This is a genomic window from Burkholderia sola (assembly GCF_905400185.1).
In the GTDB taxonomy this organism is placed as follows: domain Bacteria; phylum Pseudomonadota; class Gammaproteobacteria; order Burkholderiales; family Burkholderiaceae; genus Burkholderia; species Burkholderia sola.
In genome coordinates this window covers 2626760-2651961 of record NZ_FR989676.1, presented here as the reverse complement: position 1 = coordinate 2651961, position 25202 = coordinate 2626760, and the positions used below count along the sequence as shown (strand labels likewise).

22 protein-coding genes and 2 pseudogenes are annotated in these 25202 nt (G+C 69.4%); 7 read left to right on the top strand and 17 right to left on the bottom strand.

All coding sequences use genetic code 11. The annotated features are described in order from the left end of the window. Positions 1–34: 34 nt before the first annotated feature. The 8 genes from KR541_RS28270 to KR541_RS28235 form a co-directional block, all read right to left on the bottom strand. Complete coding sequence (locus tag KR541_RS28270) at positions 35–1099, bottom strand: 2-aminoethylphosphonate aminotransferase (protein WP_050010756.1); 1065 nt, start codon at positions 1097–1099, stop codon at positions 35–37. Continuing rightward, positions 1099–2295 (bottom strand): phosphonopyruvate decarboxylase, encoded by a 1197-nt coding sequence (aepY, locus tag KR541_RS28265; RefSeq protein ID WP_089489270.1) that lies wholly within the window; start codon positions 2293–2295, stop codon positions 1099–1101. Before aepY ends, KR541_RS28270 begins: the two co-directional genes overlap by 1 nt. Beyond that, positions 2292–3977 carry a phosphoenolpyruvate mutase gene (gene aepX / locus KR541_RS28260; RefSeq protein ID WP_216089940.1) on the bottom strand — a complete coding sequence of 562 codons (1686 nt, stop codon included), beginning with the start codon at positions 3975–3977 and terminating at the stop codon, positions 2292–2294. The genes aepY and aepX overlap by 4 nt, the downstream gene beginning before the upstream one ends. Next, positions 3974–4741 (bottom strand): phosphocholine cytidylyltransferase family protein, encoded by a 768-nt coding sequence (locus KR541_RS28255; RefSeq protein ID WP_050010761.1) that lies wholly within the window; start codon positions 4739–4741, stop codon positions 3974–3976. The genes aepX and KR541_RS28255 overlap by 4 nt, the downstream gene beginning before the upstream one ends. Positions 4742–4776: 35 nt before the next feature. Next, positions 4777–5778, bottom strand: coding sequence for an HpnL family protein (locus KR541_RS28250; protein WP_050010763.1), 1002 nt, complete (start codon positions 5776–5778; stop codon positions 4777–4779). Then, a complete protein-coding gene (locus tag KR541_RS28245) occupies positions 5775–6584 on the bottom strand; it encodes a HalD/BesD family halogenase (RefSeq protein WP_050010765.1) in 810 nt (269 codons plus the stop codon). The genes KR541_RS28250 and KR541_RS28245 overlap by 4 nt, the downstream gene beginning before the upstream one ends. After that, entirely contained in the window at positions 6581–7276 is a 696-nt protein-coding gene (locus KR541_RS28240; RefSeq protein WP_050010767.1) for a CDP-alcohol phosphatidyltransferase family protein, read from the bottom strand. Before KR541_RS28240 ends, KR541_RS28245 begins: the two co-directional genes overlap by 4 nt. A 68-nt stretch (positions 7277–7344) precedes the next feature. Beyond that, positions 7345–7680 carry a hypothetical protein gene (locus tag KR541_RS28235; RefSeq protein WP_252996689.1) on the bottom strand — a complete coding sequence of 112 codons (336 nt, stop codon included), beginning with the start codon at positions 7678–7680 and terminating at the stop codon, positions 7345–7347. Positions 7681–7913: 233 nt separating this feature from the next. On the opposite strand from KR541_RS28235, the gene scpC reads away from it, so the two are divergent. Continuing rightward, a complete protein-coding gene (gene scpC, locus KR541_RS28230) occupies positions 7914–9428 on the top strand; it encodes a succinyl-CoA:acetate CoA-transferase ScpC (RefSeq protein ID WP_124630330.1) in 1515 nt (504 codons plus the stop codon). Between the two features lie 30 nt (positions 9429–9458). Here the strand turns inward: scpC and KR541_RS28225 are convergent. Beyond that, positions 9459–9563 (bottom strand): annotated as a pseudogene (locus tag KR541_RS28225) (multidrug transporter); the annotation flags it as partial. On the opposite strand from KR541_RS28225, the pseudogene KR541_RS37080 reads away from it, so the two are divergent. Further along, positions 9550–9651: pseudogene (locus KR541_RS37080) on the top strand (MarR family transcriptional regulator); the annotation flags it as partial. The pseudogenes KR541_RS28225 and KR541_RS37080 sit on opposite strands and share 14 nt — an antisense overlap. An 18-nt stretch (positions 9652–9669) precedes the next feature. On the opposite strand, the gene KR541_RS28220 reads toward KR541_RS37080, so the two are convergent. Then, entirely contained in the window at positions 9670–10167 is a 498-nt protein-coding gene (locus KR541_RS28220) for a DUF2938 domain-containing protein (RefSeq protein WP_124630329.1), read from the bottom strand. Positions 10168–10307: 140 nt separating this feature from the next. Here KR541_RS28220 and KR541_RS28215 point away from each other — a divergent pair, with 140 nt between their 5' ends. Continuing rightward, a complete protein-coding gene (locus tag KR541_RS28215) occupies positions 10308–10733 on the top strand; it encodes a helix-turn-helix domain-containing protein (RefSeq protein ID WP_216089939.1) in 426 nt (141 codons plus the stop codon). 146 nt (positions 10734–10879) lie between these two features. Here KR541_RS28215 and KR541_RS28210 read toward each other — a convergent pair whose 3' ends face one another. Then, the gene (locus tag KR541_RS28210; RefSeq protein WP_050010774.1) at positions 10880–11761 is read right to left on the bottom strand and encodes a helix-hairpin-helix domain-containing protein; all 882 of its coding nucleotides are present in this window, start codon (positions 11759–11761) and stop codon (positions 10880–10882) included. A 182-nt stretch (positions 11762–11943) separates the two neighbouring features. Beyond that, on the bottom strand, positions 11944–13470 hold the full coding sequence (locus KR541_RS28205) for a sigma-70 family RNA polymerase sigma factor (protein ID WP_050010776.1): 1527 nt from the start codon (positions 13468–13470) through the stop codon (positions 11944–11946). Positions 13471–13767: 297 nt separating this feature from the next. On the opposite strand from KR541_RS28205, the gene KR541_RS28200 reads away from it, so the two are divergent. Both KR541_RS28200 and KR541_RS28195 read left to right on the top strand, forming a co-directional pair. Beyond that, positions 13768–14190, top strand: a complete 423-nt coding sequence (locus KR541_RS28200; protein ID WP_050010778.1) for a hypothetical protein — start codon at positions 13768–13770, stop codon at positions 14188–14190. A gap of 28 nt (positions 14191–14218) precedes the next feature. Continuing rightward, the gene (locus KR541_RS28195; protein ID WP_050011077.1) at positions 14219–15121 is read left to right on the top strand and encodes an SH3 domain-containing protein; all 903 of its coding nucleotides are present in this window, start codon (positions 14219–14221) and stop codon (positions 15119–15121) included. A 120-nt stretch (positions 15122–15241) separates the two neighbouring features. Here KR541_RS28195 and ilvD read toward each other — a convergent pair whose 3' ends face one another. From ilvD to KR541_RS28170, 5 genes are all read right to left on the bottom strand, one after another. Then, a complete protein-coding gene (ilvD, locus tag KR541_RS28190; protein WP_050010780.1) occupies positions 15242–17101 on the bottom strand; it encodes a dihydroxy-acid dehydratase in 1860 nt (619 codons plus the stop codon). Between the two features lie 314 nt (positions 17102–17415). Continuing rightward, positions 17416–18438, bottom strand: coding sequence for an Ldh family oxidoreductase (locus tag KR541_RS28185; RefSeq protein ID WP_050010782.1), 1023 nt, complete (start codon positions 18436–18438; stop codon positions 17416–17418). Beyond that, positions 18431–20023: an aldehyde dehydrogenase (NADP(+)) gene (locus tag KR541_RS28180; RefSeq protein ID WP_124638535.1), complete on the bottom strand. Its 1593-nt coding sequence runs from the start codon at positions 20021–20023 to the stop codon at positions 18431–18433. Before KR541_RS28180 ends, KR541_RS28185 begins: the two co-directional genes overlap by 8 nt. Positions 20024–20094: 71 nt before the next feature. Next, a complete protein-coding gene (locus tag KR541_RS28175) occupies positions 20095–21720 on the bottom strand; it encodes an APC family permease (protein WP_216089938.1) in 1626 nt (541 codons plus the stop codon). A 236-nt stretch (positions 21721–21956) separates the two neighbouring features. Then, entirely contained in the window at positions 21957–22877 is a 921-nt protein-coding gene (locus KR541_RS28170; RefSeq protein WP_089489277.1) for a dihydrodipicolinate synthase family protein, read from the bottom strand. A 251-nt stretch (positions 22878–23128) separates the two neighbouring features. On the opposite strand from KR541_RS28170, the gene KR541_RS28165 reads away from it, so the two are divergent. Together KR541_RS28165 and KR541_RS28160 are read left to right on the top strand one after the other, a co-directional pair. Beyond that, positions 23129–24061: a 4-hydroxyproline epimerase gene (locus tag KR541_RS28165; RefSeq protein ID WP_050011078.1), complete on the top strand. Its 933-nt coding sequence runs from the start codon at positions 23129–23131 to the stop codon at positions 24059–24061. Continuing rightward, positions 24058–25185 (top strand): NAD(P)/FAD-dependent oxidoreductase, encoded by a 1128-nt coding sequence (locus KR541_RS28160; RefSeq protein WP_050010792.1) that lies wholly within the window; start codon positions 24058–24060, stop codon positions 25183–25185. Before KR541_RS28165 ends, KR541_RS28160 begins: the two co-directional genes overlap by 4 nt. Positions 25186–25202 lie beyond the last annotated feature (17 nt).

Sequence of the window (25202 nt, the reverse complement as noted above, 5' to 3'; positions counted from 1 at the left end):
GCGGGCCTTTCGTCGACGAAGATGCGGACAACGCTTACCGCGTCAACTGGGTAAAACCATCCAGCAACCGCTCGACATCGGCCGCCTGAATCGCGCCCATCGTCGAGATCCGGAACAGTTCCTTCGACAGCCCGCCTTGCCCCGCATAAATCACGAAGCCACGCGCCTTCAGTCCGTCGTGCAGCGCTTCGTACGTTACACCTTGCGGCAGCCGATACGCACGCAGCACGACCGACGACGCACCTTCCGGCAGCACCAGCGGCATCCCGCGCGCCGCAAGCCCGGCCTGCGCCTGGTCGGCAAGCGCCTTGTAATGCGCATGCCGCGCGCGCCAGCCGCCAGCCTCGTCAAACTCGCGCAGCGCCTCGACGAGCGCGTAATACGCATGCACGGAAGGCGTAAACGGCGTATTCCGCTGATCCTGCAGCTTCGCAAGCCGCCCGAGATCGAGGTAGTAAGTCCGGCTCGCGGCTTTCACGAGCGCGCTGCGGCGCACGATCACGAACGCCGCGCCCGGCACGCCGTGCAGGCACTTGTTCGCGGTAGCGGCAACGGCGTCGATCACGCCACCGCCGAAATCGATCGCTTCCGCACCGAAGCTGCTGACGCCATCGACAAGCATCTTCACGCCACGCGCACGACAGACTTCGGCGATCGCATCGAGATCATTCAGCCGGCCGGTCGTCGTTTCATGATGAATCACGGCGACATGCGAGTACCCACCTGCATCGAGCTTCGCACCGATCTGCGCGAGATCCGGCGCCTGCATCCACTCATGCTTGAGCACGTCATGCGCGATGCCGTACTGCGTGGCGATCTGCGTGATCCGCTCGCCGTACACGCCGTTCTCGATCACGAGCAGCTTGCCGTCCTGCGGCACGAGCGCCGCGATCATGCTCTCGACGGCGGCCGTGCCTGAACCCGTCATCAGCACGGCAGCCCATTCGGCCGGATCGAGTTCGTACGCGGCGACGAGGCGCGCGCGCGCTTCATCCTGCAGGTCGAAGAATTCGCCTTCGCGATGGCACAGATCGGGTTGCAGCAGGCTGCGGCGCACGCGTTCGGTGAGCGTGACCGGGCCGGGGTTCAGCAGCAGCATCAATGGGCTCCTTCAACGTGGGCTTCGGTCTGCTCGGCGCCGATGTGCCGCATCAGACGGGTCTTGACCTCGACCGGCGTGACGGTCGGGCGGGGCAGGCCGTCGGGCACGCCCGTGCGGATCGCCACGCGAACGAACTGCGCACCGGATGGCCGGCCCCCCTCGCTGGTTGAGGCGAGCGTCGCATCGAGCACGTCGAGCGTATCGCCTTCGACCGCCGACGCGTAACCGCAAGCGGCCGCGACGCCCGCGAACGACACATGCTGCGACACCGTCGCCTGGCCGCCCGTCGATTCGTGCGCGCCATTGTCGAGCAGCACGTGCGTGAGGTTGGCCGGGCCGTAGGTGCCGAGCGTCGCGAACACGCCCATGCGCATCAGCGCGGCGCCGTCGCCGTCGACGGCCACCACGCGCAGGTCGGGGCGCGCGAGCGCGAGGCCGAGCGCGAGCGGCGTCACGCAGCCCATCGAGCCGACCATGTACAGCTGGTTCGGGCGATCGTCGAGCGCGTAGAGTTCGCGCCCGCAGAAACCGGTCGATGCGAGCACGACGGTCGAATCGACCGGCGTATGCGCGATCACGCGCTGCAGCGCGTCGTGACGGGTCGGCCACGCGTCGGCCGACGCGGCGCGCGACGACGATTGCGCGGCGACGTGCGCGCGCGGCTTCGCGGCCGGGTTCGCCTTCAGTTCATACGGCGCGACGCTGCCTTTCTGCATCACGAGCGCGTACGGGCGGCCCGTCGCGTCCATGTGCGCGATCGCGCGGTCGAGTGCCGGGCCGACCTGTTCGGGGTCGGTCGGGAACGTCTCCCACGGGATCTCCATCGTGTCGAGCATCGCCGGCGTGATCGGGCCCATCAGCGCATGCTGCGGCTCGTCGGCCACGCCCGGCTGGCCGCGCCACGTGACGATCAGCAACTGCGGCAGGCGGAACGTCCAGGTCAGCGACGTGAGCGGGCTCACCGCGTTGCCGAGCCCGGAGTTCTGCATCATCGCGATCCCGCGCTTGCCGCCGAGCGTCGCGCCCGCGATCAGCGCGACCGCGTCGCCTTCGTTCGCGGCCGACACGTAGTGCAGCGTCGGGTCCTGCAGCACGTAATTGATGAACGGCGTCAGGTACGAGCAGGGCACGCCCGCGTACCAGTCGAAGCCGCGTTCGCGCGCGGCCTCGACGAACTGGGCCGCTTCGATCATTGCGCGCCCCCGTTGCCGGTACCCGGTTCGGACAGCGGCGTCTGGCCGTGCGCGAAGTCGCCCGCGCGACGGAAGTCTTCCAGATCGTTGACGCCGCGCCAGTGGCCGTGCACGTACTGCACCTCGATCTTCTCGCCGGCGGCGATCAGCGCGTTCAGCAGCGACGGGATGTCGAGCGTGTCGAAATCAGGACGTGCCTGCAGCGTCGCGAGCATCGCCTTCAGGCGGTCGACACCGGCGCCGCGCACGTTCAGCAGACCGATCCAGCGGCCGTGCGGCGTGCTCGCGGCGACGTCGCTCGACACGCGTTGCAGATAGGTCTTCTGGCCGAACAGGCCGCGATCGTCGGCCGCCGAGCAGAGGGCGAAGTCGCGCACGCTCTGATTGGTCTCGGTGAGCGACGAATCGACCACCACGCTGAACTCGGCCTCGCTCTCCGCAAGGTCGCGCACGATGTAGCTGCGGAACAGCAGGTCGCCGTACGAGATCACGGTGTCGCCGGTCAGGCGTTCGGCCGCGCATGCGAGCGACGCGAGCTCGCCGGTCTGCGCGTGGCGCTCGTTGACGACGAGCTTGATGCCCGACGTATCGATCGCATCGGCGCGATAGCCGCCAACCACGGTGATGTCGTTCACGCCGTGCGTCTTGAAGCCGTCGACGAGCCAGCGCAGCAGCGGCTTGCCGGCGACCGGCAGCATGACCTTCGGCTTGTCTTCGGTCACGGCTTCGAGGCCCTTGCCGCGGCTCGCGGCGAGCACGATCGCGGCATTCGACGCGCGCGACGACGACGACAGGTAGATACGCTCGGCGGCCGAGTACTCGTCGGCGTCCTGCAGGCGGAAGATCTCGTTGACCGACGCAACCCGGTCCTCGACGTTGATCAGCGTTTCGCTTTCGTGGATCTCGCGCGCGGTCGCCTGCATCGCCGATGCCGACGCGCGGATCAGATGATTCGCCCAGATCACGGTGCTGATGCCGGCCTGGCGGAACACGTCGGTCGGCGTGCTGTAGTACTTGGTCGGCACGATCACGAGCGGCGCCTTGCCACTCCATTCGCGCGCGAACTGCAGGATCTCGTCCGGGCGCGACAGCTTGCTGTGGATCAGGATCGCGTCGGCGCCGGCTTCCGCGTACGCGTTCGCGCGGCGCAGCGCCTCGTCCATCCCCCAGCCTGCGATCAGCGCCTCGACGCGCGCGACGATCGAGAAGTCGGGATCGGTCTGCGAATCCTTGCCGGCCTTGATCTTGCCGCAGAATTCGTCGATTTCCGCGAGCGGCTGGCGCTCGCCGCCGATGAAGCTGTTGGTCTTCGGGAACTGCTTGTCCTCGATGCAGACGCCCGCGATACCGCGCTGTTCGAGCTTCTTCACGAGGCGGCGCACGTTGTTGAAGTTGCCGTAGCCGGTGTCGCCGTCGAGCAGGATCGGCAGGTCGCTCGCATCGGCCATGAACTCGAGCACGTCGACGACCTGGGTCCAGCTCGCTTCGTTGTTGTCGCGCACGCCGAACTGCGCGGAGATCGCGAGGCCCGACGCCCAGATGCCCTTGAAGCCGGCTTCGCGGACGATCCGCGCGGACAGGCCGTTGTGCGCTTCCATCAGGAATTCGAGATCGCTGCTCACGAGCATGCGGCGCAGGCGCGCGCTGCGCGATTCGGTGAAGTTGGGTTCGCGTGCGTTCATCGTGCGGCTCCGGCGGTGGTGCGTTGAATCAGGGGAAGAATGTCTTGCGTCGCGCGTGCGACGTCGTTCGGGAAGTCGATCTCGATCCACGGCGAGCCGGTGACGTCGGCGACGTCGAACGAATGGCCGCCTTCGAGCAGCAGGTCGCGCACGGCTTCCTCGTGCGGCATGTTCGCGCGGCCGCTGTCGACGTAGCCCGCGACGATCGTCGCGAGGCGGCGTGCGGTGCCTTCGGTGAAGCGGAAGAAGCCGACCGATTCGCCGATCGTGTCGTAGTCGAGGTCGACCGCGAGCTGCTTGCGCAGTTCGACCGGCACGCCGTTCTTCAGGCACAGCTTGACGGGTTCGTCGCCGGCCTCGAAGTCGCGGTCGATCAGCAGGCGGTCGACGGTCTTGTCGGCATCGGCCACCAGCGCGTGCAGGATGTTCTCGTCGTACAGCACGTCCGCGTCCATCAGCAGCACGTCGCCGCCGCGCGTCATCGCATCGGCGACGGTATGCACGGTCAGCACGCTGCCGAGGTCGTAGCGGTCGTTGATCACGATCTCGGCGGTGCGGCCGAGGCGCTTGAGCTCCTGTTCGACCTTCTCGTGCTGGAAGCCGAGCCCGAGCACGATGTCATCGACGCCCGCGGCGTCGAGCACGCGCAGATGGCGCTCGAGCAGCGACACGTCGTCGAAGCGCAGCAGGCACTTCGGGAACTGCGCCTCGGGCGGTTGTTGCAGGCGCAAGCCGAGGCCTGCCGCAAGAATGATGGCTCGCATGGGTTCTCCAACCAAAAAGCCGGCGATCTGAACGATCAGTCGGCGAGCGGCTGCGGCGCACGACGCCGCTGCCAGTTTCTTTCACTGAAATGCAGATAGAGCAGGCCGGGCAGGCCGAGCGCGAGTTCGCGCGCGCGCTTCGCGAGCGACAGCGCGAGCGCTGCGTCGGGCGGCAAGCCGACCAGCGGTGCGAGCAGCAGGTAGCCGCCTTCCTGCGCGCCGAGCGAGCCGGGGATCGCGAAGGCCGCCCCGCGAATCGCCTGGCCGACGCTTTCCAGCAGCAGCGCGTCGAGCCAGCTGACCGGGTGCCCGAGGAAGTGCAGCGCGAGCCACACTTCCGCGGTGCCGACGATCCAGCCGACGAGGCTCAATGCGAAGGTCTTCGCGACTTTCGCGCGATCGCGGTACAGCGCGCCGACCGCGTCGTCGATCGCGTCGGCGCGCGTGGCCAGCGACGACCAGTCGCGCGGACCGAGCAGCTTCGACGCGAGGCGCAGGCCGCGGCCGAACAGCCCGCGTCGCTGCGCCGCGTAGAACGCGACGGCGAGGGCGCCGAGCACGCCGGTGGCGATCAGCGCGGGCGTGCGCAGATACGCGACCGACTCGTGCGTCGCATACAGGCTGAACGCGGCGATGCCGATCAGCGCGAACGCCATCTGCGCGAGCGCCTGCATCGTCGTGCCGACGGTCATGGCGGCAGCCGCGTCGGCCATCCGCGTGCCGCGCTGCGCGAGGTAGCGCACCATCAGCACGGGGCCGCCGATCTGCCCGGCGGGCAGCAGGCTGTTTACCGATTCGCCGACCCAGCGCGCGCGCAGCGCGTTGCCGAGTTCGGCGCCCGGCTGCCCGCGGCGGAACATCACGGAGATCGCGACCGCGTCGATCGCGAGCGGCACGACGTGGAACGCCGCGACGAGCGCGAGGCCCCAGCCGGCCGCGAGGAGCGTGGACGCTACCGCGCCGACGCCCTGCCAGGCCAGCAGTGCGATGAAGAGTGCGGTCCCGAGGGACAGCAGGATGAGGCCCGCGCGTGTCATGACCCGCTCGTGCGTCGCGTGGCCAGTTGCTTGAACACCTGGCGGAAACCGAAATACGCGATCGCGTCCTTCATGTTCGAGATGAAGCGCTTCCACGGCCGCATGCCGGGGTTCGTCACGTATTCGAACGTGAGCGACACGCGCATCTCGTTCTGGCCGAGCGGCGTGATGCGGTGGCGCAGCTTGTCGCCGTCGAACAGCACGATGCCGCCGTCGGCGATCTGCACGGAGCCCGGTTGATCAGGCACGTCCGGGTTGCGCGTATGCAGCTCGTAGTCGAGCCGGCACGACGATTCGTCGATCACGCCGATCAGCAGCGTGTAGCGGCGGCCATCGTAGTACGACGTGTCGTAGTGCCAGCCGATGTGGTCGCCGGGCTTCGTGTAGTAATACAGCGCGTACGCGTGCGGATCGTCGTCCGGCGACAGCATCAGCTTGTCGCCGGTGATCTTTTCGAGGAAGGAGATGAGTGCCTTCGAGCGATACAGCTCGGCGATGTACGGCGCCTGCTCGTCGATCGTATGGCGGCTCACGCTGCCGCCCTGCTTGTGGCCGGGCAGGTAATTGCGGTTCAGGCCGGCCTGCATCGCGCGGGCCGCGTTCGCGAGCTTCGCGTGCGCGTCGGCCGGCAGGAAGGTGTCGAGGTAGAGGAACGAGCCCTGGCGCGTGTAGTCGCCGCGCAGGCGGTCGAGGTCGAGCTGGCCGACGCGGTCGGCCACGGTGCGATCGGGATCGGCCGCGGCCGCGCGCACGGGCGCGGGGCGTGCCGGGCTCAGCACGGAATCGTCGCGCGTGCTAGGAGTCATTTGGAAGCCTGGATTTCGGTTGGGTTCTGCGCGGCCGGGGTCTGCGGGAGGTTGCCGCGCCGCACGATGCGCCACCAGTCGATCACGACCCAGGCGGCGAACAGCGGGGCGCCGATCGACGCCGCGAGCAGGAACGGCTCGACGCCGTCGACGAGCGTCACGATCGGCAGCAGGTACAGCACGTCTTCGGTCTCGAAGCCGCCGGCGAACGCCTGCTTGGTGCCGGCCTTGCCGGCGATCGATTCGATCCGCATGCGCAGGAAGAAGATCAGCGCGACGGCCGCGCCGGCGACCGCGCCGAGCAGCACCGGCGACGCGGCCATCTGGCCGCCCTGGGCGACGATGCCGACGCCCATGCTGACGAACAGCGCGACCGTGACGAGCGCATCGGCCGCGAGGTCGTAAAAATGACCGATTTTGCTGGACTTGCCGCTGATGCGCGCGAGTTCGCCGTCGGTGTGGTCGACGAAGTTCGACAGCACGATCAGGAACGCGCCTGCATTGCCCCAGACGAAGCCGCCGTGCGCGAGGCACCAGGCGCCGGCGAGGCCGATCAGCAGGCGAAGGGTGGTGAGGTGATTCGGCGTGACCGGCGTATCGACGAGCGGCCGGACAAGCGAGCGCGCGAGCCGCGCATCCCAGGTGCGTGGCGGGGGCGGCTCGGGGCGTTTGACGGTTTTTCTTTGGTCCATCGGCGAAATATATACGGAATTGTAATTTGTTGCTTTTTATTCGATCAATGTCCTGACATGCGGGAGTGTTACCGCGTCTTGCAGGCATCGGCCGGTTCAAAAACGCACCCGCGAACGACGCGGCCGACCGGGCGGCCGGACCCGTCTTCCAGTGTGGTTCGCGTCGCGCGGCTGTCAAGGCCGGACGGGCCTCGCAGGCCGGCGAGGCGGTGTTTTTCGCGCCGCCCGGCCGGTGTCGCGCAGCCCATGCGACCTTGATCTCCGTCAGCGCCGGAAAAACCGCATCGGGCGACAATCGGCCGCGCCGGACGGGTCGCGGCGATGACCGAGCCGAACAGACCGGTCGATCGACGCGCGACGGCCGGCGATCGCGAACCGGCGATTCGCCCGATGCTTTCGTGCACCTTTCGTGGGTGTCCGGCGCGGGCGGATCGCCTGTCACAGAACGGTCGTTCGATACCCGGCAAATCCGGCAAGGATCTTTTGCATCCAGCGGACATTTCGCGGCGATCGCCTCTGCGATACTCCGACCGTGCCTGTGGTGCCGGGCCGCCCCTCGCGGCCCCAAGGGCTTCGCGTCGCTCAGGAGACACCCCCCGCGACGTCAACGACAGACCCAAGCGTCAGATAACCAGCCATGTCTTCTTCACGCATCCTCGCTCCCGCCCTGCGTTCGCTCGTCCGCACCGCCGACGAAGCCGCCGCGCTGATCCGCCCCGGCATGACCGTCGCCATGAGCGGCTTCACCGGGTCGGGCTATCCGAAGGCCGTGCCGGCCGCGCTGGCCGCCCACATTGACGCGGCGCACGCGCGCGGCGAGGACTTCCGGATCAACGTGCTGACGGGCGCATCGACCGCACCGGAACTCGACGGCGCGCTCGCCCGCACGAACGGCATCTCGATGCGGCTGCCGTACCAGTCCGACCCCACGCTGCGCGACAAGATCAACGGCGGCGAAGTCGATTACCAGGACGTCCACCTGAGCCACGTCGCGCAATACGCATGGTTCGGGCTGTACGGCGATCTCGACGTCGCGATCGTCGAAGTCGCGGGCATCCGCGAGGACGGGCTGCTGATTCCGTCCGCGTCGATCGGCAACAACAAGACCTGGCTCGAGCGCGCGAAGCATGTGATCCTCGAAGTGAATGCGCGGCAGCCGCTCGGCCTCGACGGGATGCACGACATCTATTACGGCACCGCGCTGCCGCCGCACCGCAAGCCGATTCCGCTGACGAAGAGCGACGACCGGATCGGCGAGCCGTACCTGTGCTGCCCGGCCGACAAGATCGTCGCGATCGTCGAGACCGACGCGCCCGATCGCAGCAATGCATTCTCCGCGCCGGATGCGACGTCCAAGCAGATCGCGCTGCAGCTGATCGACTTCCTGCGTCACGAAGTGAAGCGCGGCCGCCTGCCGGAAAACCTGCTGCCGCTGCAGTCGGGCGTCGGCAACATCACGAACGCGGTGCTCGCGGAACTCAGCTCGGCCGGCTTCTCGAACCTGACCGCCTACACCGAGGTGATCCAGGACGGCATGCTCGACCTGCTCGACGACGGCACGCTGAGCTTCGCGTCGGCCACCGCGCTGTCGCTGAGCCCCGCCGCCGTGCAGCGTTTCGCCGACGAAATCGCGACGTTCCGCGAGAAGATCGTGCTGCGCCCGCAGGAGATCAGCAACCATCCGGAACTCGTGCGCCGGCTCGGCTGCATCGCGATGAACGGGATGATCGAGGCCGACATCTACGGCAACGTGAATTCCACGCACGTGATGGGCACGAAGATCCAGAACGGCATCGGCGGCTCGGGCGACTTCGCGCGCAACGGCTACCTGTCGTGCTTCATGTCGGCGAGTACTGCGAAGGGCGGCGCGATCTCGCGGATCGTGCCGATGGCGAGCCACGTCGACCATACCGAGCACGACGTCGCGGTCGTCGTCACCGAACAGGGGCTGGCCGACCTGCGCGGCCTGTCGCCGAAGCAGCGCGCGCGCAAGATCATCGCGACCTGCGCGCACCCGGACTACCGGCCGATGCTCGAGGACTACTTCGAGCGCGCGTCGCGCGAGAGCTTCGGCAAGCACACGCCGCATCTGCTCGCCGAAGCGCTGTCGTGGCACGAGCGCTACGTGCGCACCGGGTCGATGAAGGCCTGACGGGGCTTGGGACGGGCGCAGGCGGGCCCGTCAATCCATCGCCGCATGCGCGACGTCGACGCTCGCCGCTTTCTGCGGCGGGCGGATCAGCAGCAACAGCGGGATCATCAGCAACGTCGCGACGCGCGAGATCTTTCCGCAGATGCTGGAGGTGGGCGATACCGCCGCCGATGACGGGCTGCGCGGCTTCACGCCCGACGAGCGCGGTACGCTGGTGCGGCTCGGTACGCCGGCGCGCGGGTCAACCGGCCAGCGCCGCGAGCGTGTACGCCGCAAGGTAGAGCCCCGCGCCGTACGACAGATGCGTGACGAGGCTGCGCCGGCGCGCGACGCCCGGCCGCGGCGTGCGCGACGCCGCCATGCCGAAACCGAACGCCGGATGCATCACGAAGAACGGCGCGGCCACGCTCGCGAGCCCTGCCACGAGGGCGGGGAGCAGCGTCGGCGCGTCGATCCACGCCGGGCCGGCGATCAGCACGGGCAGTGCCGCGAACGCGATGCCGATCGCGTAATGCGCGACCCATCCGAGCACGCGTTCGCCGGGCACGGGCGCGGCGGCGACGATCGACGCATGCCGGAACCGGCCGTGCGTCATGTGGCCGAGCCAACGGCCGACCAGCGCGTAGTCGAGCGACGGAATGCCGAACGCACGCCGCCGGAACAGCGTCCACAGATCCATCACGAGCGTGGCGCCCGCGCCGATCAACAGCAGTTTGAGGAGGGCATCGGGCGTGCTCATCGCGCCCCTCCACAGCGGGCGGTGATGGCGATGCGGTACAGCGGAATACGACGCGGTTTCAACGGTTTCATGACGGTTGGGGCTTGTCTTCGTGGAGTCGGGCGACTATCTTGCAACTTCAAGTTAACTTGAGGTCAAGCATGAGCCGACTGGACATTGCAGACGTCGCGCGGCGCACGGGATTGCCCGCGTCGACGCTGCGCTACTACGAGGAAAAGGGACTGATCGTTCCGATCGGCCGGCACGGGCTGCGGCGGCAATACGACGAGTCGGTGCTGGAGCGCCTGGCGCTGATCGCGCTCGGGCGGGAGGCCGGGTTCTCGCTCGACGACATCCTCGCGATGGTCGGCGCGGAGGGCCGGCCCGCGATCGACCGCGCGAAGCTCGACGGCAAGGCCGACGAGCTCGATCGCACGATCCGCCGTCTCGGCGCGGTACGCGACGCGCTGCGGCATGCGGCCGTGTGCCCGGCCGCGAACCATCTCGAATGCCCGTCGTTCCAGAAGCTGCTGCGCATTGCCGTGCATCGTCATCCGGCGCGCCGCGCGAAGGCGGAAGGTGCGTAGGCGGCGAGCCTGCGCGAAGCGGGCGGTGCGGTAGCGGTGCGGCAGGAGAGGCTACGTGGCGACGTAACGGGTTCGACCCGTCGAATCGCGAAAAGGCGACGCGGCCTGTGCCGCCTTCGACATCAGCGAAACCGCCGACGCCTGCATCACCCTGCGTAATACACGCGGCATTCCATCTCGCGCCCGCGCACGATCCGCTTGCCGGCAAGCGCGCCGTACGTTCCGGTGAACACGGTGCGCTGGTGCTCGCACTGCACGGCGTCGTAGAAGTAGAGCGACACCCAGTCGGTCGGGCGCCCGGCTTCCGGCGTGCGCATGGCCGCATGCTGGCTCAGCACCGTGAAATGCCAGCCGCCCTTGGTCATGTGCATCACGGGCGGCGGCACGTAACCGTCCGCGTTCAGGCGCCGGTGCGCGAGCGTCGGCAGCACGCCAGCGGCCGCCTTGTTGCGGTACTGGCGATCGATGTAAAGCAGCAGTTCGACGGGCGGCTCCGTGCCGGGGCCGGCATGTCGCATATGGCCTTGCCAGCGCCGGCGGCGGCTCAGCACGTCGTCGAGCGCGGCGCGGATGCCGACCGCGCGTCGCGGGCCGACGCCCGCGATCGTTTCGAGCTGGCCGTTGCGGGCCGCGCGTTCGAGCTCCTCCAGCGTGTCGATGTGCAGTGCGTCGTGAATGCGCAGCGCGAGCGCGTGGCCGATGCCCGGCACCGCTTCGAAGGCGGACGCGCGTTCCGCGTCGCCGCGCAAGCGGTCGAGCTGGCGCCAACGTCCCGTGACCAGCAACTCGGCGATCGCCTGCGCGACGCCCGCGCCGATGTCGGGCAGCGCGCCGAGCGCCTCGACGCCGCCGGTTTCGAACACGCCTCGAATGTCGCGGTCGAGCGCGCCGACCGTATCGGCCGCCGCGCGGTACGCGGCGACCCGATACGGGTTCGCGCCCTGGTCGACGAGCCACTGCGAGGCCTCGCGCAGGCAGGCCGCGACAGTCCGGTTTTCCTCGTACGTCTGGCTGACGGTCGACTGCATGGCAAGAGACCCGGAAAGCACAAACGGAATGGACGCGGCGAGCGACGCGCCGGTCGGCTGTCAACCATTGTCGCGACGCGCGATGAAGAAAACTTGATGCGCGTCAATGGCAAACGTAACACAGGCGCGCGGCGCACGGTCGTGCCGGAGTGCGGCATGACCGTGCGCCGCGCGCGATGCGGTTACGCGTCGAGAAACGACTGCGCGTTCTCGGCCTCGGCGGCCGTACGCAGCGCGGCGAGCGCCCGTTTCTCGATCTGCCGCACGCGCTCCCGCGACATCCCCGCATCCTGCGCGATCGCGTCGTAGGTGTCGGGCTCGGCGCCGCCGAGGCCGAACCGCCGGCGCAGCACGTCGGCCTCGGTCGGCGTGACCGAACGCAGCAGCGCCCGTACGCATTCGCGCATGCGCGTGTCGGCCAGTTGCTCGAACGGGCTGGCCGATGCCTGATCCTCGATCAGCTCCACGAGGCCGGTGTCCGCGTCGGGCAGCGGCGTGTCGAGCGAGACCGGCTCGGCGGGGAGTGCGAGCACCGCGCGCAGCTTGCCTTCGTCGAGGCCGGTTTCGGCCGCGAGCTCGGCCGGCGTGGCCCGCCGGCCGGTGCGCTGCCGAAAGCGCAGCGCATGCCGCTGCACGCGCTGGTACTGGTCGCCGACGTGCACCGGCACGCGGATCGTGCGCGAACGATCCGCGACCGCGCGCGCGATCGCCTGGCGAATCCACCAGGTCGCATAGGTCGAGAACTTGAACCCGCGCCGGTATTCGAATTTCTCGATCGCGCGCATCAGGCCGAGGCAACCGTCCTGCACGAGGTCGGACAGGTCGACGCCGCGGTTCAGGTACTTGCGCGCGATCGACAGCACGAGCCGCAGGTTCGCCTCGAGCATCGCACGCGTCGCGTCGCGGACCTTCTGCTGGCCGTCGCTCAGCGCGGCTGCGAGGGCGCGCCGCGCGACCGCGTCGAAGCCCGCGGCGTCGGTCGCCGACGGATCATCGCGGGCGGTGGCGAGTGCGCGCACGGCACGACTTGCGTCGTCGACGGCCGGCGCGACCCACGCGAGCGAACCCAGCAGGGTCGCCACGTGGTTGCGCGCGTCACGGTAGTCGGCCGAACGGCTGCCATGCGTATGCAACGCGTCGCGCAATGCCGACACCGCTGCGTGCAGCGCGTCGTAGCGGGCGGGCGCGGACGTTTCGCGATCCTCTTCATCGGGCGATCCGGTTGCACCCGTCGCGCGATGGCGCTCGAGCAGCGCGTCGACCGCGGGCGGATAGCCGGCAATCGCATGCAGTATCTGATGGCGGCCCGTCTCGATCTCGCGGGCGAGCACGATTTCGCCTTCGCGCGTGAGCAGCGGCACCGCGTGCATGCGCCGCATGTACAGCGCGAGCGGATCGGTCGACGCGCTCGTGCCGCGCGCGAGGTCGCCGAGCATGGCGCGGCCTTCGTCGAGCGCGTCGCGATCGACCTCGACCGGCGCCGCGCCGGCGAACGGTGCAGGCACGGCCGGCTCGTCGAGTACCGCGATGCCGATGTCGGCCAGCGCGGCGCGCACGACCTCGAGCGCGTCGGGGCTGTCGCTTTGGGGCGGCAGCGCGTCGACGAGGTCGGCGTGCGTCAGATAACCCTGCTCGCCGGCAAGGGCCAGCAGCTGGATGATCGGATCGAGCGGTGTGTCCGCCCGGGGAGTGGGGCGTGGCGTAGTCATGTCGATGGCGGCGCGAGCCGCGTTCCTGTCAGGGCGGGCCGAAGCTCGCCGGTTTGCGGTTGCCGGTGGACCGCGGACGCCCGTCCGCGCCGGTCAGCCCGACATCGTCCAAGTTGAGGGCATTTGCGCCAACTTCAACGCCGGCGCCGCGGACGGGCCAGCACGCGGCGTGCCCGCGCGGCCGTCCGGCGCAGGAAACAAAAAGTAACCGATCATACGCGCGGAAATCTGCAGGGGACGTAAGCTAGAGTCAGGCGCGCGCCCGGCGGCGGCGCGCGGATTCTGCCGGAGTACGAGATGAACCCGATTTCCGCCGCGAGGCCCGCCGTCGTCGCGCTGGCCGCATTGACGCTGGGCGGCTGCTACTACACGAGCCCGTACGGTTATGCACCTTATTACGCGCCGGTGCCCGCCACGGTGACGCAGCGCGAGATCCTGGCCGCACCGGCTGCGTCCGGTCCGGCCGCGTCGACCGTGCCGCAGGCGCAGGTCGACGCCGGCACGGCGGTGCCCATGTACGTCGCCCCGGCCTACGTGCCGCCACCGTATCCGTATTACTACCCGGCGTACTACTCCGGCTGGTACGGGCCGCCCGTGACGATCGGCTTCTGGGGCCGCTGGGGCGGCGGATACTGGGGCGGGCGCGGCGGGTACTGGCATCGTCCGTGGGGCGGCGGGCATTGGGGTGGCGGTCACTGGGGTGGCGGCCATCGGCACTGACCGGCGCGCGGCGGCGCGGGAGAGCATCATGAGGAACACGATTGTCCGAAGTCTGTGCATCGTCCTGGCTGGCCTCGCGGCCGCGCCGGGCGTCGCCGATGCGCAGAGCAGCGCTTACACGAATTCGCCGGCCGAGCTGTATGCGGGGCCGGCGCCCGATTACCCGGTGGTCGCGCAGATTCCGCCCGGCACCGCGCTGGGCGTATTCGGCTGCCTGAGCGACTACACGTGGTGCGACGTCGCGCTGCCGGGCGTGCGCGGCTGGATCGATGCGCAACTGCTCGACTATCCGTATCAAGGCAGCTACGTGCCGTTGCTCGAGTACGGCGCGATCATCGGCGTGCCGGTGACCGGATTCGCGATCGGCGCGTACTGGGATCGTTATTACCGGCACCGCCCGTGGTATCCGGACCGCGACCGCTGGGCGCGCCGTCCGGAGCCGAGGCTCGGCCCCGGAGGCATGCCGCCGGCGCAAGGGCGTCCGCAACCGGGCGCGCCGATGCAGGTCGCGCCGGGCGGCCCGCCGCCCGTGCATGACACGCGGCCGTCGGCGACGCGCGGCGGCTGGAACGGTGCGAACCGGATGCCGGCGCCGGCCGCGCCAACGCCGATGCCGGGCGGGATGGGCAATGCGCGTCCGGCGAGCCCGGCGCCCGCGCCAACGCCGATGCCGGGTGGGGTGGGCAATGCGCGTCCGGCGAGCCCGGCGCCAACGCCGATGCCGGGCGGAGCGGGCAACGCGCGTCCGGCCGGCCCGCCGCCGGCCGTGCTCCGGCCGCCGCCCGCGCCGGGCGGCGAGGCCCGCACGATGCCGCCGCCGGTGCGGCAGGGAGCCGGAGGTGGTGGCGGTTATGCGCAGCCGCAGGGCGGCGGAAACGGTGGCGGTAACCGCGGCGGCGGTGGCGGCGGCCCGGACGAACGCCGGCACTGACCGCGCCGGTGCCGCGGGTGCTCCGGCACCGGACGAAAAAAAGCCGCTCCGGAGAGCGGCTTCGGGATCAGGCAAGCGGGGGCGAGGTCACGCGCTACCGGTCGCTCGCAGCCCGCTGCGTCAGTCGTCGAGCAACGACAGATCGCGCACCGCGCCCTTGTCGGCCGACATGACCAGCTTCGCGTAGGCCTTCAGCGCCGCGGACACCTTGCGCGGACGCGACTGCGCGGGCTTCCAGCCCTTCGCGTTCTGCTCCTCGCGGCGGCGCGCCAGTTCCTCGTCCGATACCAGCACGTCGATCGTGCGGTTCGGAATGTCGATGCGGATCCGGTCGCCGTCGCGCACGAGGCCGATCGCGCCGCCCGCTGCCGCTTCCGGCGAGCAATGGCCGATCGACAAACCCGACGTACCGCCCGAGAAACGGCCGTCCGTCAGCAGCGCGCACGCCTTGCCGAGCCCCTTCGACTTGATGTAGCTGGTCGGGTAGAGCATTTCCTGCATGCCCGGGCCGCCCTTCGGGCCTTCGTAGCGCACGATCACCACGTCGCCGGCCTTGACCTTGTCGTTCAGGATGTTCTCGACCGCTTCGTCCTGCGATTCGGTCACGTGCGCCGAGCCTTCGAACACGAGGATGCTCTCGTCGACGCCGGCCGTCTTCACCACGCAGCCGTCGAGCGCGATGTTGCCCGTCAGCACCGCGAGGCCGCCTTCCTTCGAGAACGCATGCTCGTACGAGCGGATGCAGCCTTCGGCGCGGTCGAGGTCGAGGCTCGGCCAGCGCGTGTTCTGGCTGAACGCGACTTGCGTCGGAATCCCGGCCGGGCCGGCCTGGTAGAACGTGCGGACCGCTTCGTCCTGCGTGCGGACGATGTCCCACTGGTCGAGCGCATCCTTCAGCGTCGGCGCGTGCACGGTCGGCACGTCGGTGTGCAGCTTGCCGGCGCGGTCGAGTTCGCCGAGGATCGCCATGATGCCGCCTGCGCGGTGCACGTCCTCGATGTGGTACTTGTTCGTGTTCGGCGCGACCTTGCACAGCTGCGGCACGATGCGCGACAGCCGGTCGATGTCCTTCATCGTGAAGTCGATGCCGGCTTCCCGCGCGATCGCGAGCAAGTGCAGGATCGTGTTGGTCGAGCCGCCCATCGCGATGTCGAGCGTCATCGCGTTCTCGAACGCCTTGAAGCCGACCGCGCGCGGCAGCACGCGTTCGTCGTCCTGCTCGTAGTGCTGGCGCGTCAGTTCGACGATGCGGCGGCCGGCGCGCTTGAACAGTTGTTCGCGGTCGGCGTGCGTGGCGACCACCGTGCCGTTGCCGGGCAGCGACAGGCCGAGCGCTTCGGTCAGGCAGTTCATCGAGTTCGCGGTGAACATGCCCGAGCACGAACCGCAGGTCGGGCACGCCGAGCGTTCGACTTCGGCGACGTCGGCGTCCGAATACGACTGGTCGGCCGCGATCACCATCGCGTCGACGAGGTCGAGCTTCTTCAGTTCGATGGCCTTGGTGACCGGGTTCGCGAGGCGCGTCTTGCCGGCTTCCATCGGGCCGCCCGACACGAAGATCACCGGAATGTTCAGGCGCATCGCGGCCATCAGCATCCCCGGCGTGATCTTGTCGCAGTTCGAGATGCACACCATCGCGTCCGCGCAGTGCGCGTTCACCATGTATTCGACCGAGTCGGCGATGATGTCGCGGCTCGGCAGCGAATAGAGCATGCCGTCGTGGCCCATCGCGATGCCGTCGTCGACCGCGATCGTGTTGAATTCCTTCGCGACGCCGCCCGCGGCTTCGATCTCGCGCGCGACGAGCTGGCCGAGATCCTTCAGGTGCACGTGCCCGGGCACGAATTGCGTGAACGAGTTGACGACCGCGACGATCGGTTTCGAGAAATCGTCGTCTTTCATGCCGGTGGCGCGCCACAGCGAGCGCGCACCTGCCATGTTGCGGCCGGCGGTGGAGGTTTTGGAACGGTAAGTGGGCATGGTGATGGCTGAAGAAATATCGCGGGAAAAGGGTGGAGGCTCGGGGAATAAAGGCCTCTCTCGCGCCCGTGCGAACAACCTCTTGAGCTGCGCCCTGGGCAAACTCCGCGATTATCCCACAGCCGCCGGGCGGGCGGCGCCGGCGGGAGCGGGCGGCGCGGGCGGTGCAGCGGACAGCGGCCGACTGCGCCGACTGCGCGAGTCCTACCAGACCCGGCAAACACGAAGCCCGACGCAGGCCATCGCCGGCGCAACCGGGCGGCGGCTCCGTCGCCCGTTCCGCCGACGATGAAGCCGCGCCGCTCGATCGCGCATCAATCGAGCAACGTCAGGATCTCGTCGTACAGCGGCTTCGGAATCCGCACCCCATTCGCGATGCTGCGCGCGCGGGCGTCGAAGCGCCGTTGCGACGGCAGCCGCGCGCCCTGCGCGACGATCGATTCGAACATCCGCTCGCCGCGCGCGAGCCCCGCGTCGAGATCGTCGCCGAGAAACACGTTCGGATCGAACGCGATCACGAGTTCGCCGTGGCACGGCGTCGCGCCGACGCCTTCGTCGAAGTCCATCGATTCCCGGCTCGTCATGTCGCCGATCAGCGCGCCGCCGAGCAGCTCGACCATCGCCGCGAGCGCCGACCCCTTGTGGCCGCCGAACGTGCGCATCGCGCCTTGCAGCGCGGCCTTCGGGTCGGTGGTCGGCTGGCCGTCCGCGTCGATCGCCCAGTGCGCCGGAATCGCCTTGCCCTGTTTCGCGTGCAGCTCAATGTCGCCGCGCGCGATCGCGCTCGTCGCGAAATCGAACACGAACGGCTCGCCGCCCGGGCGCGGCCACGCGAACGCGATCGGGTTGGTGCCGAACACGGGCTCGCGGCCGCCTTCCGGCGCCACCCAGCTATGGCTCGGGTTCATCGCGATGCCGACCAGCCCTTCGGCGGCGATCGCCTCGACCTCCGGCCACAGCGCGGAGAAGTGATAGCAGTGGTTGATCGCCATCGCGGCGATGCCGTGCTGCTTCGCCATCTCGACCAGCACGGGCAGCCCGGTCTCGAAGCTCAGCAGCGAGAAGCCGCGATGCGCGTCGACCGCGACGACCGACGACGACAGCCGGCGCAACGTCGGCACGGCCTGCGGATCGACCTTGCCTTTCTTCAGCGACCGCACGCAGACGAGCAGCCGGTACACGCCGTGCGAATGGCATTCGTCGCGCTGGCCCTGCGTGATCACGTTGGCGATGGCGCGCGCATGCGCGTCGGACATCCCGTTGTGCGTCAGCACGCGCAGCGCGAGCGCGTGGACTTCGTCGAGCGACAGCACGACTTCGGCGGTGCGCTCAGCCATGGTTCACCTCGCGCGGGGCGGGCACGCCGTCGATGCGTTGCGGCACGTGCAGCGGATTGCTGCTGCGGAGCGCGTCCGGCAGCAGCGCGTCCGGCACGTCCTGGTACGACACGGGGCGCAGGAAGCGCTCGATCGCGCGTGCGCCGACCGACGTCGTGCGCGTGTCGGACGTCGCCGGGAACGGGCCGCCGTGCACCATCGCATGGCCGACTTCGACGCCCGTGCCGAAGCCGTTGACGAGAATGCGGCCGGCCTTGCGTTCGAGCGTCGGGCGCAGCGCGGCGAACAGCGCCGCGTCGCCGTCGGCGAGATGCGCGGCGATCGTCAACTGGCCTTCGAGCGATTTCAGCACGCGATGCAGCGTGTCGGCGTCCGCGCAGCGCACGATCAGCGACGCGGGGCCGAACACTTCGTCGCGCAGTTCGGGGTGCGCGATGAACGCGTCGGCGGAGGTCGCGAACAGCGCCGCGCGGGCCTGATGGCGGCCGCCTTCGACGCCTTCGGCCAGCCGTTCGACGGCCGAGTGATCGCGCAGCGCCGCGACGCCTTGCGCATAGCTCGCGTGGATGGCCGGTGTCAGCATCGTTTGCGCGGCGACGGCGCGCACGGCATCGGCCGCTGCGGCTTCGAACGCGCGCAGCGCGGGGCCGTCGACCGCGAGCACGAGGCCCGGATTCGTGCAGAACTGCCCGGCGCCGAGCGTGAGCGACGCGACGAACTGCGATGCGATGGTGTCGTGACGCGCATCGAGCGCGGCCGGAAACAGCAGCACCGGGTTGATCGAGCTCATTTCCGCATAGACCGGAATCGGTTCGGCTCGCGCCGCAGCGATATGCATCAGCGCCACGCCGCCACGGCGCGAGCCGGTGAAGCCGACGGCCTTGATGCGCGGATCGGCGACGAGCGCCTGGCCGATCTCGCGCGATGCGTCGAACAGCAGCGAGAACACGCCGGCCGGCATCCCGCATTCGCGCGCGGCCTGCTGGATCGCGCGGCCGACGAGCTCCGACGTGCCCGGATGCGCGGAATGCGCCTTGACGATCACCGGGCAGCCGGCCGCCAGCGCCGACGCCGTGTCGCCGCCGGCCACCGAGAACGCGAGCGGGAAGTTCGACGCGCCGAACACGGCGACGGGCCCGAGCGCAACGTTGCGCAGCCGCAGGTCGACGCGCGGCAGCGGCTTGCGCTCGGGGCGTGCCGGGTCGATCCGCGCGTCGAGAAAGCCGCCGTCCCGCACGAGCGACGCGAACAGCGCGAGCTGGCCGACCGTACGGCCGCGTTCGCCCTCGATGCGCGCGCGCGGCAGTCCCGTTTCGACGATGCAGCGCTCGATCAGGTCGTCGCCGAGCGCGATGATGTGGCGGCCGATCGCGTCGAGGAACGCGGCGCGTGCTTCGAGCGACGTCTCGCGATAGGTGTCGAACGCGTCGTCGGCGAGTGCGCACGCCGTTTCCAGATCGTGCAGGCTCGCGCCGCCGAAGGCCGGTTCGAGCGGCTCGCCGGTGGCGGCGGCGAGCGCGTGGAGGGTGCCGTTCTGTCCGGCGACGGCCGACTGGCCGATCAGGAGCTGACCTGTGAGTTGCATGGTTTTCCTCGAAAAAAGCAGGGCCGGGCGTGGGGCGCCCGGCCAATGGAAGGGGAAAGGGTGCGGGCGCGTCAGTCCTCGTCGTCGTCGAGTTGCAGCTTGTCGGCGCGCACGCCGGTGTTCGCGCCCCAGTAGTAGATGACGAGCGCGACGGCCGCGACGACGACCGTGTCGTACGGATGCGCGAGCCGGCCCGTGCCGCCGAAGCCGCCGAGATACGACAGCACGATCATCGCCGCATAGAACGCGATCAGCCACGCGGACGAACGCACCTGCTCGGCGAGGCTCAGGTGCGCGGTCGGCACCCAGCGGCGGCACGCGAGATAGACGACGAACATCGCGATTTGCAGCCCGAGCAGCCAGGACACCGTGCTCCAGCCCGACCAGTAGACGATCAGCGCGGCGATCACGAACGACGCGGGGCCGGTGAGGCCGAACGCGCTGGCGCGGAACGGCCGCGGCAGGTCGGGCGCGGTGCGGCGCAGCGCGGCGACCGACACGGGCGCGACCGCATAGCTCAACACCAGCGCGGCCGACACGATGTTGATCAGCGCTTCCCACGACGGGAACGGCAGCGTCCAGAAGATCGCGAGGCCGAACGTGAGCCACAGGCCCGCGCGCGGGATGCCCGACGCTTCGTCGACGCGCGTGAACACCTTGAAGAACGTGCCCGTTTTCGCCCAGCCGTAGACCACGCGCGGCGTCGCGTTCATGTAGATGTTGCCGCAGCCGCTCGGCGAGATCATCGCGTCGGCGACGACCATCACCGCGAGCCAGCCGACGCCGAGCGCGAGCGCGATGTCGCGGTACGGCAGCGAGAACGCCTTGTTCACGTCGTGCCAGCCGGCGGCGAGCATGTCGGCGGGAATGCTGCCGATGAACGCGAGTTGCAGCAGCACGTAGATCAGCGTCGACAGCAGGATCGACAGGATCAGCGCGATCGGGATCGTGCGCTGCGGATTGCGCACCTCGCTCGCGACCGACACGATCGGCGTGAGCCCCAGATACGCGAAGATAATGCCGCCCGCGGACACGGCCATCTCGATGCCCGGCATGCCGAACGGCGCGAAGCCGTGCACGGTCAGGTTCGCAGGCCTGAAGAACGTGAACAGCACGCCGATCACCGCGAGCGGCACGATGAACTTGAAGATGCTGATGATGTTGTTCGCCTTCGCGAACGTCTTCACGCTCGAATAGTTCAAGTAAAAGAAGAAGCAGAGCAGCGCGGCCTGCACGAGCCAGCCGAGCGTGGTCGGGTCGCTCGATCCTTCGACCGTCAGGCCCGGAAACCACGCGGCCGCGTACTGGCGCGCGGCGACGACTTCGATTGCGATCAGGCTCGAGAACGCGATCAGCGTGATGAAGCCCATCAGGTAGCCGAGCAGCGGGCCGTGCGAGAACACCGGGTAGCGCACCACGCCGCCCGCGCGCGGCAGCGCGGCGCCGAGTTCGCAGTAGACGATGCCGAGCAGCAGCACCGCGAAGCCGCCGAGCAGCCACGAGAAGATGCCGGCCGGGCCCGCGATCGTCGACACGTGACTCGCGGCGAACAGCCACCCCGAACCGAAAATGGCGCCGAGACCGATGAACGTGAGATCGGTCAGCGACAGCTGTTTCTTGAACTTGCCGTGACCCGCGCCGGGGTGCGCGGAACGGGAAAGCGGGACAGACGGGTGTGCATTGCCTTGGCCTGGCATGGGCGTGTCTCCTGGAGGGAATATCGGCACAGGCTTGAGGTGCGCCGCGCTCCGACGGAGCAGCCGCGCCTGCCTGTCGGCCGGCAACGCCCGGTTCGAGCGACCGGGGCGGGCTGCGGGACATTCACGCGCGGCGCGGGCTGGCGCCGGGAGCGAACGGGCCCGCAGGCCATGCCGGACCGGAGACGGCGGCACGCAGGCGAAATGCCCGCGCACCGCCGCCGCAGAGGCGTCGATCAGAGACCGACGTCGGGCAGCGCCGGGCGCGTGTCGAGCGCCTTCGCGACGATGGCCTTCACTTCCGCGAGCGTCTCGCCTTGCAGCGCGAGGCGCGGCGGACGCGTGACCGCGCTACCGCGGCCGACGAGTTCTTCGCACAGCTTGATGCACTGCACGAGGTCCGGGCGTGCGTCGAGGTGCAGCAGCGGCATGAACCAGCGATACAGCGCGAGCGCTTCGTCGAAGCGCTTTTGCTTCGCGAGGCGGAACAGCGTCTCGCCTTCCTTCGGGAACGCGTTCGACATGCCCGATACCCAGCCTTCGGCGCCGACCGCGATGCTCTCGACCACGACGTCGTCGAGGCCCGCGAACAGCACGAAGCGATCGCCGACCGCGTTGCGCAGGTCGATGAAGCGGCGCGTATCGCCCGACGAATCCTTGAAGCAGACGATGTTCTCGCAGTCCTGCAGCGCGATCAGCACGTCGGGCGTCACGTCGTTCTTGTAGATCGGCGGGTTGTTGTAGACCATCACCGGCAGGTCGGTGCTCGTTGCGACCGCGCGGAAGTGCGCGGCGGTTTCGTGCGGCTTCGCCGAGTAGACGAGCGCGGGCATCACCATCACGCCGTCGACGCCGACGCGCTGCGCTTCGCGCACCGTGTTGCGCGCGAATTCGGTCGTGAATTCGGCGATGCCGGCGATCACCGGAATCTTGCCGCCGGCCGCGTCGCGTGCGGCCTCGATCACCTGGAGTTTCTCGCTCGTCGACAGCGACGTGTTTTCGCCGACCGTGCCGCAGACCACGAGGCCCGACACGCCGTCGTTCACCAGGTTCTTGACCACGCGGTGCGTGGCGTCGATGTCGAGGGAAAAGTCCGGCTTGAACTGGGTGCTGACGGCCGGGAAAACCCCGGTCCACTGAATGGCTTTGCGGCTCACTGAAATCTCCTACGTTCGTATCGGTCGGCCGACGGGTGTGTCGGTGTGGCAACCAGTATCGCCGCGCAAACGTCCATCACGCTTGAGTCGTATCGCGGAGCAAAATGACGAAATCGGCACAGCGGCCGGCAGGGGCGCGAAGGGCGCGTCGCACTATGCCGATTTCGTCGTCGTCCTCATCGAAAAGCCACAAGCGGACGGACGCGCGACGGAGGAAGCTATGCTCCTTTCCCCACTTCGGACAGCTCATGATGAAGCGCATCCAGATCATCGATTCGCACACGGGCGGCGAACCCACTCGGCTCGTCGTGTCCGGCTTTCCGTCGCTCGGCAACGGCACGATGGCCGAGCGCCGCGACGTGCTCGCGCGCGAGCACGACCGTTATCGCACCGCGTGCATCCTCGAGCCGCGCGGCAGCGACGTGCTGGTCGGCGCGCTGTTGTGCGACCCGGTGTCGGCGGACGCGGCAGCCGGCGTGATCTTCTTCAACAATAGCGGCTATCTCGGGATGTGCGGGCACGGCACGATCGGCGTCGTGCGCACGCTGCATCACATGGGGCGCATCGCACCCGGCGTGCACCGGATCGAGACGCCGGTCGGCACCGTCGAGGCGACGCTGCACGACGACCTGTCGGTCAGCGTGCGCAACGTGCCCGCGTATCGCCATGCGCAGGGCGTCGCGCTCGACGTGCCGGGATACGGCCCCGTGAAGGGCGACGTCGCGTGGGGCGGCAACTGGTTCTTCCTGATCAGCGACCACGGGCAGCGCGTCGCCGGCGACAACGTCGCGGCGCTCACCGCGTATGCGTCGGCCGTGCGCGAAGGGCTCGAACGCGCGGGCATCACCGGTGCGAACGGCGGCGAGATCGATCACATCGAGCTGTTCGCCGACGATCCCGCGCACGACAGCCGCAGCTTCGTGCTATGTCCGGGCCTTGCCTACGACCGTTCGCCGTGCGGCACCGGCACCAGCGCGAAGCTCGCGTGCCTCGCGGCCGACGGCAAGCTCGCGCCCGGCGTCGTGTGGCGGCAGGCGAGCGTGATCGGCAGTGTGTTCCACGCAAGCTACGAGTTGGCCGACGGCGGCATCGTGCCGACGATTCGCGGCAGCGCGCACCTGAGCGCGGAAGCGACGCTGCTGATCGACGAAGACGATCCGTTCGGCTGGGGCATCGGGTCGTGAGCGAAACGAAGACCGACGTCGTCGTGATCGGCGCCGGCATCGTCGGCGCGGCGTGCGCGCACGAACTCGCGCAGCGCGGGCTGCGCGTGCTAGTCGTCGACGACGCGAGCGGCGGCGCGACCGGCGCGGGCATGGGGCACCTCGTCGCGATGGACGACAACGCGGCCGAGCTCGCGCTGAGCCATTACTCGATCGGACTGTGGCGCGCGTTGAGTGGCGAGATGCCCGACGGCTGCGCATACCGCAACTGCGGCACGCTGTGGCTCGCGGCCGATGCGCACGAAATGGATCTGGCGCGCGCGAAGCAGGCGACGCTCGCTGCCCACGGCGTGGCCGGGGAGCTGATCGACGCGGCGGCGCTCGCGCGACTGGAGCCGATGCTGCGCGCGGGCCTCGGCGGCGCGCTGAGGATTCCGGGCGACGCGATCCTCTATGCGCCCGTCACCGCGAACTGGCTGCTGCAGCGCGCGCCGCGCATCACGTTGCGCCGCGAGCGGGCCGTCGCGATCGACGGCCCTAGCGTGACGCTCGCGAGCGGGGACGTGCTGCGCGCGGAGCGTGTGGTCGTCGCGAATGGCGTCGCGGCGCGTACGCTGCTGCCCGAACTGCCGCTGCGCCCGAAAAAGGGCCATCTGCTGATTACCGACCGTTATCCGGGCCACGTGTCGCACCAGCTCGTCGAGCTCGGCTATGCGGCGAGCGCGCACGCAAGCGACGGCACGTCCGTCGCGTTCAACGTGCAGCCGCGGCCGACCGGCCAGCTGCTGATCGGCTCGTCGCGCCAGTTCGACACCGAGGACGCGCAGGTGGAGCCGCCGGTGCTCGCGCGGATGCTGCGCCGCGCGGTCGGCTATCTGCCGGATCTGGCCGACCTGAACGGCATCCGCGCATGGACCGGCTTCCGCTCCGCGAGCCCCGACGGCCTGCCGCTGCTCGGCGAGCACCCGGCGCGGCCGGGCGTGTGGCTCGCGGTCGGGCATGAAGGGCTCGGCGTGACGACCGCGCCGGGCAGCGCGCGGCTCGTCGCCGCGCTGATGGCCGGCGAGCGGCCGACCATCGATATCGAACCGTATTTGCCGGGACGCTTCCTGAGCGCGTCCCTCGTCACCGGAGCGCTGACATGAAACGACCCCCACGCTCA